The following is a 14,904-nucleotide window of genomic DNA, read 5'->3' as shown; positions in this document are numbered from 1 at the left end:
GGTCGAGCGCGGCGAGCCGTCACCGTGCCGTCGTGCTCGTGCCGCTGGCCCACAGGGCGCCGCCCTTGCCCGGGCCCCCGGCGCTCGTGTAGACCACGAAATTCCCGTCGTTCTGCATCATCGCGTACGCGCCGGAGTGGCGGCCGGTGCCGCTCGCCCACAGGGCGCCGCCCTTGCCGGGGCCTCCGGCGCTCGTGTAGACGACGAGGTCGCCGTCCGTCTGCATCACCGCGTACGCGCCCGAGTGGCCGGAGGTACGGGTGGACCAGAGGGCGGCGCCGTCGCGCCGGCGGTACATCACCAGGTTGCCGTCGGTCTGCATGACCAGGCGGGTGTAGGTGCCTTGCGTCCACCAGCCGGGCCTGAGGGTGGTGCCGGAGCCGATGGTCTGCGGCCGTGCGCCGGTGCCGCTCCGCCACAGCGGTGAGGTGCCGGCCTTGCCGTAGACGACGACGTCGCCGTCGTCCTGCACGGTGGCGTACGCCCCCGGGTTGCCGTACGTCTTGCTCGACCACAGGGCGCCGCCCGTGCCCGGCCCGCCGCCGTTCTTGTAGACGACCAGGTTGCCGTCCGTCTGCATCACCGCGTACGCGCCCGGGTTGCCGCTCGTCCCGGTCGACCAGACCACCTGGCCGGCGCCCGTGCCGGTCTTCAGGCGGGCCACGAGGTTGCCGTCCGTCTGCATGGTCAGCGTCATCGTGGAGCTGCTCAGGCCGTGCCCCGCGGGCAGCCGCTGGCCGGGGTACATGAAGGCGCCCGCGGCGGGTGCGGGGGCCGAGGCGGGGATGTGCGGGTCGACCAGGTGGACGTTCTGCCCGCTGTCCAGGTAGGCGATGCCGCCCTGGTACTCGTCGACGGCCCAGGTCACCCGGCGGTCGTCGGCGACCGGCCCGGCGGGCAGGCCGGCCAGGTCGGTGGTGGTGGCGGTGTCGGTGTGCACGTCGGTGAGGGTCAGCTTGCCCGCAGTCGTGTCGTGCTCGACGACGAACCCGTCACCGAGTTGGGCGAGCCCCGCCGGTACGGGTACGTCCTTGCCGGTGGCCAGGTCGAGTACGCCGGCGGGACCCGACGGGCCGCAGGACCAGTACACCCAGTGCTGGGCGGCGGCCTGCAGCTCGCTGGGCGCACACGGGGCACCGGTCGCGACGGTCTGGGCGGTGCGCCGGGTGGTGAGGTCGATCCGGGTCAGCGTTCCGGCGGCGGGACCGGGGACCCACATGGTGGAGCCGGACAGTGCGGCGGCGGTGATCTGGCGGGTGAAGAGCACGTGGCTGGTGCCGCCCATGTCCGCGTCACCGATGTACTGCTTCTTCGTGGAGCCGCCGTCGTAGACCACATAGCGGCCCTCGGCGTCGACGAGGGTGCCGCCGGTGGCGCCGGGGGTGACCATCACTGCGGAGTCGCCGGGAGACTGCACGGTGACGGCGTCGCCCTGACTGTTGGCGTTCGGCCACAGCTGGGAGATGTTGCCGTCGCCGGTGGCGATGGGCGGGTTGCAGGTGGCCGTGGTGTCGCAGTGGGTGGGGGCGAAGGGGGAGCCGAAGTTCTGCTCGGAGCCGTAGGAGGGTGGCGAGCCCGGCTGGACGCTGCGGTCGTAGACGAGGTCCCCACCGGCGGACGTGCGCCGGACCGTGAACAGCTTCCCGTCGCCGAGGGTCAGCCCGTCGATGGGGGCGGGCATGCCGGGGTCGGAGTCCACGGCGGTTCCCGTCGGGGTGCCTGCCGACCCGGCGGTGAACCGGCGGGCCGCCCAGTCGGTGACCGATGAGCCACCCACGACGACGGCCCCGCCCGGCTCCTGCCTGACGCTGCTGGTAATGACGTGGTCCAGGACCGGCGTCAAGGTCGTTGAGCCGGACAGGGGCATCGTGTAGAGCGGGTAACCGATCGCGTCGTCTGCGCTGGACGGGCCGGTGTGCGACGCTGCGTACGTGATCAGCAGGGAGTCGCCCGCGATGCCCACTTGGTAGAGGGTGCTGTCGTACGTGCTGCCCAGCGGTGCCGACGGGACCTGGATGGTGTTCTCCGTACCGCCGGGGGCGGAACGGGACACGACGTGGACCTGCCCCCCTGAGGTGGTCCCGTCGGCTCCGTACGACGAATACCAGGCGATGTACGTGCTGGACAGCACGGCGCGGGCGCCGGAGACCAGCGGCCCCATGATGGGCGTGACCGCACCGGTCGCCAGGTCCACCAGCGCCAGCCGGTTCTCCGTGGTGCCGTTGATGCTCTCGGTATAGCGCAGTACTACCGAGTCGGCGTCCCCGGCCATCACCACGGCCTGCAGTGTGGCGTCCGCAGGCCAGCCCGTGACCGGTGTGTCGGTCTGCTGTCCGCCCGTGGTGCCGAGCACATGAAAGCCCGTCACGGTTCCATCGGCGGCCTTGGTGACCGTCAACAGGCGCGAGCCGAACGTTCCGACGTAACTCTGACCGGCGCCGGGCTTGATGGTCGTGGTCGTACCCGAGTCCATGTCGTGCAGCTGGTAGCCGTCGGCCGACGGTGTCGCCACCACGTCGGCACCCGCGCCCCAGTACCCGGGTGCCGGGTTGGCCTTGACCTGCGGTACCGGGATGTCCGGCCCGCCGGCGTACTTCGTCCAGACGAAGGCGGGCTGGTTCTCGGACTGGTGCAGAAAGCCGCCTGTGCCCGCGAAGACGACGACGTCCTTGGGCGGGTTGCTGAGCAGAGCGGCCGGTATGACCGTCTCGGTGGGGCCGGCGGCTGACGCCGTCGCCGCCGTCAGCGGCAGGGCCCCGGTGGCGAGGGCGCATGCCGCGGCGACCGCGACGCATCCGCTCCTCAGGGTGTGCTGGGCCACCCGTTCCTCCTCGGGAACAAGCGGGGCCGGACGCCCGTGCGGGGTGCCCGGTCCATTGAGGTTGGAGTGTCGTGCCGTTACGCATGGGTAACGGAGGACAGCGGCACGATAGATCACCGGCATCTCAATGGCCCGGGGTGGGCGGTGAGTTACGCGACTGTTGATCCATTCTTTTCTCGAGCCAGTCGCTTCTTTGGGATCTTCATGTCTTCGGGGTCCTCATGTGGGCTTTTTCCTGCCGCGCTTCCCCGGGGCCCCGCTCAGCTGTTCCCGGCGCCCAGCACCCCTCGCAGCTCCCGTGGCAGCAGTTGCTGACAGGACTGCTTGGCCTCGTGCGTGAGGGCGTCGTTCACGCAGGCGTAGTAGTCGCGGTAGACGAACTGGACCGTGAAGGTCGAGGCCACCAGGACCAGGGCCAGGGAGGCCGTGACCAGGCCGCCGACGGCCGCCGTCGTCTGGGGGCGGCCCCCTCCCGGCTGCGGCGGAGTGTCCGGGTCCGGGCGGCGCGGCTCGGTGCGCAGGGCGCTGATGCCCCAGTACAGGGCCAGCACGCCCAGCAGCAGGGCCACGTACGGCCAGCTGAACAGGGCGAAGAAGACGGCCCACATGCCGGACAGCAGGGCGTAGCGCGCCCGGCGCTGGGCGGGGTCGGTCGGGTCCCAGCGCATGCCGGAGCCGGCCGGTCCACCGGGGCCCTGCGGGCCGCCGCCGGGTCGCTCGCCGAAGCCGCCGGGGGAGCGCCCGGGCTGGTGGTCGCTCCACTGACCGCCCCATGGGCTGCCGTGCCCGGGACCGCCCCCTTGGCCGGCGCCGGGACCGGTGCCATGGCCGTCGGCGCCGCCCTCGGAACCACCGGGATGGCGTGGCTGCCAGGGCCGGTCCGGGGCACCCTCGGGCGGCGGCGCGAACGGGTTGTCGTCCTGCCGCCCACCACCGGGTCCGCCGCCCTGCTGCCCGCCGCCGTATCCGCCGGCGCCCTGTCCGTCACCGTCCCGGCCGCCCTGCCCCGCAGACCCGCCCTGCCCCGCCTGCCCCTGTCCGGCCTCCTCGCCGCCGGCAGCCCGGGCAGGTGAGGTCGGCCGCTCCCGCAGCAGGGCGGTGCCACGCTCGCCTCCGCGGGTCGGAGGGAACGTGAGGAGTCGCAGGCTGCGAGCGGGCATCAAAAGAGCGTCTTCCCCTAGGCGAATACGGCTGTGAACACGGCAGTCCGATATGAGCTTCCTCCCCGACAACGCACCGTACGAAGACCGCGTTCCCGGGGCTGCCCTTCGTGATTCGTTGTGAACGCTACCTTCCGCCCTCGCCCCCGTCCCGTGGGGGCCTTCCCGAGTGCCGGTATCGTTGCTGACGGTCGACCGCTTCGTAGACTTCCCTGTATCGCGGGGCGCGACGCATTCGTACGAATGTACAAAGCGATGTCCAGAGCGCCGGCCGGAACCGTCGCCACCCGAGAAAGGGCCCCACAGTGGCCGCCACCCCCGCTGGCCCCGCGGTCAAGCGCCTCGTCGTGCTGGTCTCCGGATCCGGCACCAATCTGCAGGCGCTCCTGGACGAGATCGAGCGCACCGGAGCCGAGCGGTACGGCGCCCGGATCGTCGCCGTAGGGGCCGACCGAGACGGCATCGAGGGGCTCGCCCGTGCCGAGCGGGCCGGGCTGCCGACCTTCGTGTGCAAGGTCAAGGACCACGAGAGCCGGGAGGCGTGGGACGCGGCGCTCGCCGAGGCGGTGGCCGCTTACGAGCCCGACCTCGTCGTCTCCGCCGGGTTCATGAAGATCGTGGGGAAGGAGTTCCTCGCGCGCTTCGGCGGGCGGTTCGTGAACACCCACCCCGCCCTCCTCCCCAGTTTTCCGGGGGCCCACGGCGTCCGTGACGCGCTCGCGTACGGCGCCAAGGTCACCGGCTGCACCGTCCACTTCGTCGACGACGGCGTCGACACCGGCCCGATCATCGCTCAGGGCGTGGTCGAGGTCCGGGACGAGGACGACGAGAGCGCGCTGCACGAGCGCATCAAGGAAGTCGAGCGAAGGCTGCTCGTCGAGGTCGTGGGGCGGATCGCCCGCAACGGCTATCGCATTGAGGGACGAAAGGTAGTTATCCAGTGACCGCCGAGAGCATCGAGAGCGGCAAGCGGGTCATCCGTCGCGCGCTCGTCAGCGTCTATGACAAGACCGGGCTGGAAGAGCTGGCGCGCGGGCTGCACGAGGCCGGTGTGGAGCTGGTCTCCACCGGGTCCACGGCAGGCCGTATCGCCGCCGCCGGCGTCCCCGTCACCAAGGTCGAGGAGCTGACCGGCTTCCCCGAGTGCCTGGACGGCCGGGTCAAGACCCTGCACCCGAAGGTGCACGCGGGCATCCTCGCCGACCTGCGCCTGGAGAGCCACCGCCGGCAACTCGCCGAGCTCGGCGTCGAGCCGTTCGACCTCGTGGTCGTCAACCTCTACCCCTTCCGCGAGACCGTCGCCTCGGGTGCGAGCGAGGACGAGTGCGTCGAGCAGATCGACATCGGCGGCCCGTCGATGGTGCGTGCCGCCGCGAAGAACCACCCCTCCGTCGCCGTGGTCACCAGCCCCGAGCGGTACGCCGACGTCCTCGCGGCCGTCAAGGACGGCGGCTTCGACCTCGCCGCCCGCAAGCGGCTGGCCGCCGAGGCGTTCCAGCACACCGCCGCCTACGACGTGGCGGTCGCCTCCTGGTTCGCCTCCTCCTACGCCCCGGCCGACGACTCGCAGTTCCCGGACTTCCTCGGCGCCACCTTCGAGCGCGCCAACACCCTCCGCTACGGCGAGAACCCGCACCAGGGCGCCGCCCTCTACGTCGACGGCACGGGCGGCCTCGCCGAGGCCGAGCAGCTGCACGGCAAGGAGATGTCGTACAACAACTACACGGACACGGACGCCGCGCGCCGTGCCGCGTACGACCACGACGAGCCCTGCGTCGCGATCATCAAGCACGCCAACCCCTGTGGTATCGCGGTCGGTTCGGACGTCGCCGAGGCGCACCGCAAGGCGCACGCGTGTGACCCGGTCTCCGCGTACGGCGGTGTCATCGCCGTCAACCGGCCGGTCAGCAAGGAGATGGCCGAGCAGGTCGCCGAGATCTTCACCGAGGTCATCGTCGCCCCGGACTACGAGGAGGGGGCCCTGGAAGCCCTCGCCAAGAAGAAGAACATCCGTGTCCTGAAGGCCCCGGGCGCGCCCTGCAACCGCGTCGAGGCCAAGCAGGTCGACGGCGGTCTGCTGCTCCAGGTCACCGACCGGCTCCAGGCCGACGGCGACGACCCCGCGGGCTGGACGCTCGCCACCGGCGAGGCGCTCGGCGACGAGGAGCTGAAGGAACTGGCCTTCGCCTGGAAGGCCTGCCGGGCCGTCAAGTCCAACGCGATCCTGCTCGCCAAGGACGGCGCCTCGGTCGGCGTCGGCATGGGCCAGGTCAACCGCGTCGACTCCTGCAAGCTCGCCGTCGAACGGGCCGGCGAGGAGCGCGCCCGGGGTTCCTATGCGGCCTCCGACGCCTTCTTCCCCTTCCCGGACGGCCCGGAGATCCTCATCGCCGCCGGTGTCCGCGCGATCGTCCAGCCGGGCGGCTCGATCCGGGACGAGCAGGTCGTCGAGGCCGCGAAGAAGGCGGGCGTGACGATGTACTTCACGGGCACGCGCCACTTCTTCCACTGAGCCGACACCTGAGCGCCGGCGCCTGAGCCGACACGCGATGTCGGCTCAGGTACCGAGTTCGTCCAGGTGACGCACGTTCCGCAGCGGTGAGCAGAAGACGACGAGCCAGCCGGCGGCGATCAGGACGGTCCTCGGCCCGTCCGCGTTCGCCTGGCCCCGGGTGTGGCTGCTCGCCACGCCTCCCTGGCAGCCGCTCCTGCGCTACCCGGCGCGCGGGAAGCAGCATCCTGTACGCCCGGACCGAGACGGCCGAGGCGCTGGTGGCCGGACGATGAGCGCGGGCTCACACGGCGCACTCGCACCACACGGTCTTGCCACCGGGACCGCGTTCGACGCCCCACCGCAGGGCCACGGCGTCGATCAGCAGCAGGCCCCGGCCGGACTCCTCCTCGGCACCGGGGCGGCGTCGTACGAGCCAGGCGTGGGCGTCGGGGTCGCTGACCTCCAGTCGGGTACGGCCGCCGTCCATGCGCGTCAGCCGTACGGTGACCGGGGTGCCCTCGCCGACGTGGTTGATCACGTTGGTCAGCAACTCGCTCACGCAGAGCTGGAGTTCGGGACACGGGGTGTCGTTCAGGTGCTCGCGTACGGCACGACGGGCCTCCGATACGGCCTTGGGCTGCGCGAGCAGGTCCAGGATCAGTGAGCGGTTGTGGGGGCGGGGGAGCATGGCCGTATGCCTTTCTGTGACGAATCACTCACAGAGTGGCGTCGGCTGCCCTACCGTGAAAGAGGTTTCGGTTGCGCTGGGTAACTGGTAAACGACGGTGGTGAGTTGTGCCCGCACGCAAGGACCCTGACGCGTCGGCGAGCGTCCCGAGCTTCTACGGCGCCGAGTTGCGCTTCAAGCGGGAGCAAGCGGGGCTGACGCTGGAGCAGTTGGCCGAGGGGAGTTTCCGGGGGATCTCGTTCCTGAGCCAGATCGAGCGGGGGGAGCGGGGGATGCCGATGGATCTGGCCCGGCACGTGGACCGGAAGCTGGGGACAGACGGGTTTTTCGAGCGGCGGTGTAAAGACGCGGCCAAGGCGAGGAACACGGGGCATCCGCTGTACTACGTGGAGGTGCCGGACCTGGAGAAGCAAGCGGCGACGCTGGAGGAGTGGGCGCCCAATGCCATTCCCGGTCTCCTGCAGACCGAGGCGTGCATGCGGGGTCTTATGCGGTACGGGGCGCCGCTGATTTCCCCGGACACGGTCGAGAAGAACGTGCGTGCACGCATGGCGCGTGCGGAGTTGTGGAAACGCCAGGACCGGCCGACCTACTGGGGAATCCTGCGGGAGTCGCTCATCCGGAACGTACCGCTTCCACCTGCGCTGATGGCCGAGCAGTTGGAGCACATCCTGGACGTGATCGGGTCGACGCGGAGCGTTCTGCAGATCGTCCCGGAAACCCGCCCCTGGCACCCCCTCATGCACGGCATGGTCAAGATCATGACCTTCGCTGACGCTCCACCTCTGGTGTGGACGGAAGGGGACTTCAACGGCCAGATCCTGGACTTTCCGCCTCTCGTGAAGGGCTATCGCGGGTCGTACGATCTGCTTAGGGCCGTCGCACTACCGCCTGACGCGTCCCTTGCCCTGATCGAAGAAGCAGCGAGGACCTACAGACATGAAGCTCGGCAAGGGGATTGACCTGAGTTCGGTCACCTGGCGCAAGAGCAGTTACAGCAACAACGACGGCGCCGACTGCGTAGAAGTAGCCGACGCTCTCCCCAACCTCGTCCCCGTCCGCGACTCCAAGAACCCGGACGGCCCCGCCCTCCTCTTCCCCGCCCACGCCTGGACAGCGTTCATCGACGGCCTCCGGCCCTCCCCCGAGGGAGCCGGAGACCGTCGAGCCTGTTAGGTCGGGTCAGCAGGGGCGCAGGGAGTAGATCGGGTCCCACGTCGCCGTGCCGGCCTCGTACGCCGTCGAGGTCCAGCGGACGCTGCCGTCCTGGTTGAAGAACCTGGCGACCGTCCCCGGGGTCTGGTTGTTGGTGAACGGGCCGTCCCCGGTCCAGTTGTTCACGGTCCAGGTCTGGCACTTGTAGAAGTCGAACTTGGTGCCCTTGACGACCATGCACAGGTGACCGTAGGCACAGTCCAGGTCCTTGGCGGCGGCCTTGCCCTTCGGGGCCTCGGTGAGGGTCAGGCCGTCGTAGCGGACCTGGTCGGCGGATGCCGAGAGCGGCTTCGGGTGGCCCGCGAGGACCTGGCCGGCCACCTGCTGGACGCCGGTGACCCGGGTGCCGTCCGGTGTGGCGGCGGTCGCCGCGACCGTGGAGCCGGCGAGCAGGGCGGTGGCCGCGACGAGCAGCGCGGCGGGCTTGGCGATGTTCACTGTTCCCCCATGTGAACGAGTGGTTCGGTGGTTCCACCGTCCCAGCCGCGCCCGTCCGCAGGTACCTCGGACGTCTGAGGGTCACTTCCTTCCCGGGGGCGTGTACTCCTTGAGGTAGTGGGCGACACGGGCGCAGTAGTCGCGGTACTTCGGGGGAACTCCGCCCGTGTCGTTCACTTTCGAGTACGACGTCCGATAGGCGGCGGCGAGCAGCACCCGCTTGTCGCCGGGCAGGCCGGACTTCAGGTTGGGTGCCATGAAGCAGAGGTAGCGGCCCATGGCCGGGATGGAGACGGAGGGCGTGAGGGGCGGGGTGGGCGTCGTCGGCGCGGGGACGCCGTCGTCGCGCATGTACCAGCGCAGGACGGCGGGGGTCCAGCGGGCGATGCCGAACTCGTGCTGGGCCGGGTCGGAGAGGTTCGGGTCGAAATTGCTCTCGGCCTTCAGCATCGCCGCGACGAGCGCGGGGGTGACGTCGGGCCCGGGGCAGGCGTGGGCGGAGTCGACGATGAGCTTCCGGTACTGCACCGGGACGCCCTTGTCCGTGCGGAGTTCGGAGGCGCCGTAGGTGGCCACGCCCTTGTCGTCGGTGCCGCCGGCAGCCGTCCAGGTGCTGATGCCGTACCCCAGGGCCGCCACGGCGACGGTGGCGGCCGCGGCGCCCGCGATGACCGTCCGCCGGCGTCTGCGGCGCGGGAAGAGCCGGGGCAGGCGCGGCGAGCGGCTCGTGCCGGCGGCCGACTCGACCCGGCGCAGCAGCGCCTCGGTGCCGATGCGCGCGGCGTGCGTACGGGCCAGGCAGTCGCGGATGATCTCCCGCCAGGCGTCCGGGAGCCCGGGCGACAGACGCAGTTCGTCGGTGCCGTGGGCGTAGGCGGCGGCCGCGTCGCGGCGGGCCGTCGGGGTGGCGCCGGACAGCGGGAAGGAGTCGGTGAGGACGAGATGGGCGAGCACGCCGAAGGCCCAGACGTCGGCGGACGGGCGGATCCGCCGGCCGCGTTCGCCGATCTCCGCCCACAGCAGCTCGGGTGGGGTGTAGTCGGGGGTGGAGAAGGCCGGGGTGTAGGCGTGGGTGCCCTCCAGCTCGGCGGCCATGTTGAAGTCGGCGAGCCGCGCCGAACCGTCCGTCATCAGCAGCACGTTGGCCGGCTTCAGATCGCCGTGCACCCAGCCCGCCCGGTGCAGCTGGGCCAGTCCCTCGCAGACCTGGGCGAGCAGGGCGGGCCCGGCGGCGGGGCGCGGCGAGCCGGCCAGCAGGGCGGACAGGGAGCCTTCGGCCCGCTCCAGCACCAGGACGGTGGCGCCGTCGAGTCCGGGGTGGCCGGGGTCGTCGACGACGAGGCTCTCGTACATCCGGATCAGCCGCGGCCGTCTCAGCCGCCGGTGCAGGCCGACCTCGCGCTCGATGAGTTCGCGCAGGTGGGCCAGCTGGCGCGGGGTGCCGGTGCCGGTGGGCAGGAACTTCAGGGCGGCGGTGCGCGGCAGTTCACGCTCGCCGTCCCCGGTGCGCCGGCCCACGTAGACGCTGCCGAAGGCCCCCGTCGCGATCGGCTCGCGCACCTCCCAGACGCCGACCCGGTAGCCCCTGGGCACGGGAACGGCGTACGGCTCGGTCACCGGGCCGACCGGCTCGCGGCGGCGGACCCGGAGCCGGACAGGACGAGCAGGTCGTCCTCCCGTACGAGGTCGAAGCGGAGCGCCAGGGAGACCAGCGACTCCTTCTTGCCGTTGAGGCGGGGGCCGGTGTCCGCGGTCTCCGGGCCGGGCTTGAGCCGTAGTTTCACGGCCAGGTAGTCGATGTTCCACTGCACCGAGGTGCGCGAGGCGGCCGGCCAGGCGGGGCGCAGCCGGTCGACGACCTGGTCGACGGTGGGCAGCGGGGCGTGCGGGTCGCCGCGCAGCCGGGGTTCGCACAGCGCGGCCAGCACGGCGAAGTAGCGCTTGGTGCGGTCGACGGAGAAGGCGGGGGCGGTGGTGTCGCCGTCCGCTCCGGCGCCGTCGCGCAGGTAGTCATGGCGCGGCGCCCACACCTCGATGGTCAGCAGCTCGCCCGCGGCGGGCAGCACGATCCGCGAGAACTCGAACGGGATCGGCGCTTCGAGTCTGCCCGGGCCGACCTTGATGTGTTCACCGGCGCCCTCCGGGTTCTCCACGACGTACGTCTGCCGCGCGGACAGGTTGCTCAGTATCCAGAACGCGCCCTGCGCGCTCAGCTCGCCGGCCCGGCGCGAGACGCCCTCGTGCGGGATCGTCAGACTGTTGCCGGGCGCCCGCCCGAAGGCGAGGCGCTCGCCGGGGGCGAGCCGGATCTGGTTGCGCTGCGGTCGGTCCTCCGGGATCGGCGGAGGTACGACGATGATGCTGTACAAGCTGCCTCTTCCCGTCCCTGACGGCCACCCCGGCCGCGGGCGGCCACCCCAGCCAGACTAGGGGGAGACAGCAGGGCCGTGCCTCCCCCTGGACGGGTGAGACACGGCCCTCGGCGTTGAAATGGCGCGAACTGTTCCGTCGCGCGGGCGGGTTCAGTAGCGCGCGCGGTTGAACCAGGCCCTGCCGCCGGCTCCGCCCACGAAGCAGGCGATCAGGATCGCCAGAACCGTGTGCACGAGGCCCACGATGACGAACGGGTACAGGCCGAGGACCGCGGTGATGATGCCGAACACCAGGGTGGTGATGCGCAGGCCGTTGCCGCCGGTGTTGAACTTCGCCGCGAGGACGGCCGCGAACACGCCCCAGGCGAGCGCGAACACCGCCATGCCCATCAGGATGCCGGTGCCGTAGTCGGCGACCCGCTGGAAGGAGGAGTTGTCCTGCAGGTTGCTGTCGTTCTTGGCGTGGTTCACGGCGATCGCGTAGAACACGAACAGACCCGCGCCGATCACCTGCAGACCGACGATCACCCACAGCATCACCCGGGCCGCGCTGACGTTCCCCGGCATGGCGGTCATCGGGGCGCCGGCGCCGTACGCCTGCTGGACGGGCGGTGCCTGGGGGTAGCCGTACCCGGGCTGCTGGCCCTGAGGGTAGCCGTAGCCCTGCTGCTGGCCCTGCGGCGGGCCGTACGGGTTGTTCGGGTCGCCGAAGCTCATGGTGGTGGTTCCTCCGTTGCTCGAGTGCGGGGACGAGTCGCGGCACTGCACGGAGGAGAGTTTCTACAGATGCGGTCCGTCCCCCCGTTGAGCTGCCCGCTGCACTGTGCTGTTCATCGTTCTTGACCGGTTACCGACTTGTCCAGCCGGACGACCCAGGTGTTGTGCAAGTGCAACATCGTCGATCATCTGGTGACATTGCGGTACGGCGCCCGGCGACCCCGGATTGGAACCGGGGGCGGGTCATCCGCGAGGATGGGGGGTATGACCGCCCAGATTCTCGATGGCAAGGCCACCGCAGCCGCGATCAAGTCCGATCTGACCGCCCGCGTGGCGGCGCTGAAGGAGAGGGGCATCACGCCCGGCCTCGGCACGATCCTGGTCGGGGACGACCCCGGCAGCCATAAGTACGTCGCCGGCAAGCACCGCGACTGCGCGCAGGTCGGCATCGCCTCCATCCAGCGCGAGCTGCCCGCCACGGCGACCCAGGAGGAGATCGAGGCGGTCGTCCGGGAGCTGAACGAGGACCCGGCCTGCACCGGTTACATCGTCCAGCTGCCGCTGCCCAAGGGCATCGACGAGAACCGCATCCTGGAGCTGATGGACCCGGCCAAGGACGCCGACGGGCTCCACCCGACGAACCTCGGGCGGCTGGTGCTGAACGAGCCGGCTCCGCTGCCCTGCACCCCGAACGGCATCCTGACCCTGCTGCGCCGCCACGGCGTGGAGATCAAGGGCGCCGAGGTCGTGGTCGTCGGACGCGGTGTGACCATCGGGCGTCCGATGCCGCTGCTGCTCACCCGCCGCAGCGAGAACGCCACGGTGACCCAGTGCCACACCGGCACCCGTGATCTGTCCGCCCACCTGAAGCGGGCCGACATCGTCATCGCGGCCGCCGGCGCCCCGCACCTGATCCGCGCCGAGGACATCAAGCCGGGTGCCGCGGTCCTGGACGTCGGTGTGTCCCGCAACGCCGAGGGCAAGATCGTCGGTGACGTCCACCCGGACGTCGTCGAGGTGGCCGGCTGGATCTCTCCGAACCCCGGTGGTGTGGGCCCGATGACCCGGGCGCTGCTGCTGGTCAACGTGGTCGAGGCGGCGGAGCGCAGTGCCGGCTGAGGAAGCCCGCGCGGGGGCGGTCACCCGCGCAACGCAGAACGGGCGGGCATTCACCCGCGCACACGACGACGGCGAGGAGCGTCCCGAGCGGACCACCCGCCGCTTCCCGCGGATCACCCGGGACACCGCCCGGCCCGAGGGCGGCGGCCGGGCCGCCTCCCGCGACGCCCCGGCCCCGGCGCGACAGTGGCCCCTGCTCGTCGTGCTCTGCGGGGTCGCGCTCGGCCTGCTGCTGACCGCCTTCGACCTGTTCCGCGCCGGCACCCTGCTGATCGGCGCCACCCTGCTGGCCGGCGCGGTCATGCGCTGGATACTGCCCGGCGTCGGCATGCTCGCCGTCCGCTCGCGCTTCACGGACATCGTCACGTACGGCATCCTCGGCCTCGGGATCGTCCTGCTGGCGATGATGGCCCAGCCCGACCCCTGGCTGCAGATCCCGTTCCTGAAGGACCTGCTGCACGTCACGCTCAGCAACAAGTAGCGCCAGGCGCGACAGCGCGCCGCCGGTGGCCCGCGCCTCCCCCGGGGGCGCGGGCCACCGGCGTGTCCCCGTCCCCGACGCTACGGCCGCCCGCCCCGGCCGCGCCTCCACCCGCGGGCGGAACTCTCCTACCACCCCGGGCGGTAGCCGACCGGTGCCTGCAACTTCCGCGGTACCCCCACGGGTTGACTCCCGCCTCCGGCCTCGGGCGTTACCCTGCGGCGGTGCGACCGCCGACCCTCCGCCCGCTCGTGGACCCGCTGATCGCGGTCGCCATGACCGTGGTCGCCGTCCTGCTCGGGCAGGAGTCGCGGTCGCAGGGCTGGAAGGAACTCGACGCCCGCGCCTACGCCCTGGTCGCCCTCGCCCATCTGCCGGTCGCCCTGCGCGGTCGCCGGCCGCTCCTGGTCTTCGCCGTCGTCCAGGCCGCCGCGACCGTCTACATCACCCTCGGCTACTGGCCGGTGGTGTGCACCTTCGGCTCCATGCTCGCGCTGTACACCGTGGCCTCCGTACGCCCCGTGCGCACCGCGCTGGCCTGTGCGGCCTGCCTGACCGGGGTCTGGGCGTACGCCGGTGTGGTCAGCCACACCCCGTCCATGGCGTCCGTGCTCGGCCAGGCACTGCTGTACTCCTCGGTGCTGGTCTGGTTCGGGCACCTGGCCCACCGCTCCGCCGAGCTCACCCGCCGGCTGCACGCCGAGCAGGCCGAGCGGGCCCGGCGCGCGGTCGCCGAGGAACGCGGCCGGATCGCCCGCGAGCTGCACGACGTGGTCGCCCACCACATGTCCGTCATCTCGGTGCAGGCCGGTCTTGCCCGGTTCGTCTTCGACTCCAACCCGGGCCGGGCCCGCGGCGCGCTCGGCACCATCGCGGACACCAGCGGCGAGGCCCTGGAGGAGCTGCGCCGCATGCTGCACCTGCTGCGCGAGGAGGACCCCGAGGCGCCCGAGCGGGCCCCCATGCCGACGCTGGCCCGGCTCGGCGAACTCCTCGACCGGGTCCGCTCCGGCGGGCTGCCCGTGGACCTCGCCGTGGCGGGCACCGGGCGCCCGCTGCCGCCCGGCGTCGAACTGTGCGCCTACCGCGTCGTCCAGGAGGCCCTCACCAACGTCCTCAAACACGCCGGTCCGGCGCACGCGCGCGTGGAACTCCGGTACGGTGCCCACGAGCTGACCGTCCGGGTCACCGACGACGGTCAGGGGACGATTCCGGCCAGAGTGCCGACGGGGAGCGGACACGGCTTGATCGGCATGCGCGAGCGGGCCAAGCTCTACGGTGGGACGATCACGGTCGGCCCACGCTCCGGGGGCGGCTTCGAGGTCCTGCTCACCCTGCCCACGTCGGCCGCCGAGCGCGGCCGTACCGGCTCGCCGGAAGCGGAGCGGTAGGCGGTAAC

At 71.6% G+C, this 14,904-nt stretch carries 15 protein-coding genes; 7 read left to right on the top strand and 8 right to left on the bottom strand.

From position 1 onward, the window contains the following. Nucleotides 1-19 precede the first annotated feature (19 nt). On the bottom strand, nt 20-2,821 hold the full coding sequence (locus BFF78_RS16940) for a hypothetical protein (protein WP_069779138.1): 2,802 nt from the start codon (nt 2,819-2,821) through the stop codon (nt 20-22). A 260-nt stretch (nt 2,822-3,081) separates the two neighbouring features. Further along, nucleotides 3,082-3,981 (bottom strand): hypothetical protein, encoded by a 900-nt coding sequence (locus BFF78_RS43300; RefSeq protein WP_079161358.1) that lies wholly within the window; start codon nt 3,979-3,981, stop codon nt 3,082-3,084. A gap of 305 nt (nt 3,982-4,286) precedes the next feature. Here BFF78_RS43300 and purN point away from each other — a divergent pair, with 305 nt between their 5' ends. Further along, entirely contained in the window at nt 4,287-4,925 is a 639-nt protein-coding gene (gene purN / locus BFF78_RS16925) for a phosphoribosylglycinamide formyltransferase (protein WP_069779135.1), read from the top strand. Continuing rightward, the gene (gene purH / locus BFF78_RS16920) at nt 4,922-6,493 is read left to right on the top strand and encodes a bifunctional phosphoribosylaminoimidazolecarboxamide formyltransferase/IMP cyclohydrolase (protein WP_069779134.1); all 1,572 of its coding nucleotides are present in this window, start codon (nt 4,922-4,924) and stop codon (nt 6,491-6,493) included. The genes purN and purH overlap by 4 nt, the downstream gene beginning before the upstream one ends. A 45-nt stretch (nt 6,494-6,538) precedes the next feature. On the opposite strand, the gene BFF78_RS49355 is transcribed toward purH, so the two are convergent. Both BFF78_RS49355 and BFF78_RS16915 read right to left on the bottom strand, forming a co-directional pair. Next, the gene (locus tag BFF78_RS49355; RefSeq protein WP_257786872.1) at nt 6,539-6,670 is read right to left on the bottom strand and encodes a hypothetical protein; all 132 of its coding nucleotides are present in this window, start codon (nt 6,668-6,670) and stop codon (nt 6,539-6,541) included. Between the two features lie 106 nt (nt 6,671-6,776). Next, the gene (locus tag BFF78_RS16915; protein ID WP_069779133.1) at nt 6,777-7,163 is read right to left on the bottom strand and encodes an ATP-binding protein; all 387 of its coding nucleotides are present in this window, start codon (nt 7,161-7,163) and stop codon (nt 6,777-6,779) included. A 107-nt stretch (nt 7,164-7,270) separates the two neighbouring features. On the opposite strand from BFF78_RS16915, the gene BFF78_RS16910 reads away from it, so the two are divergent. Continuing rightward, on the top strand, nt 7,271-8,125 hold the full coding sequence (locus BFF78_RS16910) for a helix-turn-helix domain-containing protein (RefSeq protein WP_193433477.1): 855 nt from the start codon (nt 7,271-7,273) through the stop codon (nt 8,123-8,125). Next, nucleotides 8,103-8,339, top strand: coding sequence for a DUF397 domain-containing protein (locus BFF78_RS16905; protein WP_069779132.1), 237 nt, complete (start codon nt 8,103-8,105; stop codon nt 8,337-8,339). Before BFF78_RS16910 ends, BFF78_RS16905 begins: the two co-directional genes overlap by 23 nt. Nucleotides 8,340-8,345: 6 nt before the next feature. On the opposite strand, the gene BFF78_RS16900 is transcribed toward BFF78_RS16905, so the two are convergent. From BFF78_RS16900 to BFF78_RS16885, 4 genes are all read right to left on the bottom strand, one after another. Continuing rightward, nucleotides 8,346-8,816, bottom strand: coding sequence for a hypothetical protein (locus BFF78_RS16900; protein WP_069779131.1), 471 nt, complete (start codon nt 8,814-8,816; stop codon nt 8,346-8,348). Between the two features lie 81 nt (nt 8,817-8,897). Further along, entirely contained in the window at nt 8,898-10,433 is a 1,536-nt protein-coding gene (locus BFF78_RS16895; protein ID WP_069779130.1) for a protein kinase domain-containing protein, read from the bottom strand. Further along, nucleotides 10,430-11,185, bottom strand: a complete 756-nt coding sequence (locus BFF78_RS16890; RefSeq protein ID WP_069779129.1) for an FHA domain-containing protein — start codon at nt 11,183-11,185, stop codon at nt 10,430-10,432. Before BFF78_RS16890 ends, BFF78_RS16895 begins: the two co-directional genes overlap by 4 nt. A 153-nt stretch (nt 11,186-11,338) precedes the next feature. Next, nucleotides 11,339-11,905, bottom strand: a complete 567-nt coding sequence (locus BFF78_RS16885) for a hypothetical protein (RefSeq protein ID WP_069779128.1) — start codon at nt 11,903-11,905, stop codon at nt 11,339-11,341. 264 nt (nt 11,906-12,169) lie between these two features. On the opposite strand from BFF78_RS16885, the gene BFF78_RS16880 reads away from it, so the two are divergent. From BFF78_RS16880 to BFF78_RS16870, 3 genes are all read left to right on the top strand, one after another. Beyond that, entirely contained in the window at nt 12,170-13,024 is an 855-nt protein-coding gene (locus BFF78_RS16880) for a bifunctional methylenetetrahydrofolate dehydrogenase/methenyltetrahydrofolate cyclohydrolase (protein WP_069779127.1), read from the top strand. Next, nucleotides 13,014-13,505 (top strand): DUF3017 domain-containing protein, encoded by a 492-nt coding sequence (locus BFF78_RS16875; protein WP_079161357.1) that lies wholly within the window; start codon nt 13,014-13,016, stop codon nt 13,503-13,505. The genes BFF78_RS16880 and BFF78_RS16875 overlap by 11 nt, the downstream gene beginning before the upstream one ends. A gap of 275 nt (nt 13,506-13,780) precedes the next feature. Beyond that, complete coding sequence (locus BFF78_RS16870; RefSeq protein WP_069783624.1) at nt 13,781-14,896, top strand: sensor histidine kinase; 1,116 nt, start codon at nt 13,781-13,783, stop codon at nt 14,894-14,896. Nucleotides 14,897-14,904 lie beyond the last annotated feature (8 nt).

It is taken from the genome of Streptomyces fodineus, assembly GCF_001735805.1.
Classification (GTDB): Bacteria; Actinomycetota; Actinomycetes; order Streptomycetales; family Streptomycetaceae; genus Streptomyces; species Streptomyces fodineus.
The sequence above is the reverse complement of the archived record's forward strand: the minus strand, read 5'-3'. Positions and strand labels throughout refer to the sequence as shown.

Excerpts from the sequence above, each read along its gene's own strand:
- BFF78_RS43300 (WP_079161358.1), bottom strand. The coding sequence starts at position 3,981 with ATGCCCGCTCGCAGCCTGCGACTCCTCACGTTCCCTCCGACCCGCGGA.
- BFF78_RS16915 (WP_069779133.1), bottom strand. The coding sequence starts at position 7,163 with ATGCTCCCCCGCCCCCACAACCGCTCACTGATCCTGGACCTGCTCGCG.
- BFF78_RS16905 (WP_069779132.1), top strand. The coding sequence starts at position 8,103 with ATGAAGCTCGGCAAGGGGATTGACCTGAGTTCGGTCACCTGGCGCAAG.
- BFF78_RS16885 (WP_069779128.1), bottom strand. The coding sequence starts at position 11,905 with ATGAGCTTCGGCGACCCGAACAACCCGTACGGCCCGCCGCAGGGCCAG.
- BFF78_RS16880 (WP_069779127.1), top strand. The coding sequence starts at position 12,170 with ATGACCGCCCAGATTCTCGATGGCAAGGCCACCGCAGCCGCGATCAAG.
- BFF78_RS16870 (WP_069783624.1), top strand. The coding sequence starts at position 13,781 with ATGACCGTGGTCGCCGTCCTGCTCGGGCAGGAGTCGCGGTCGCAGGGC.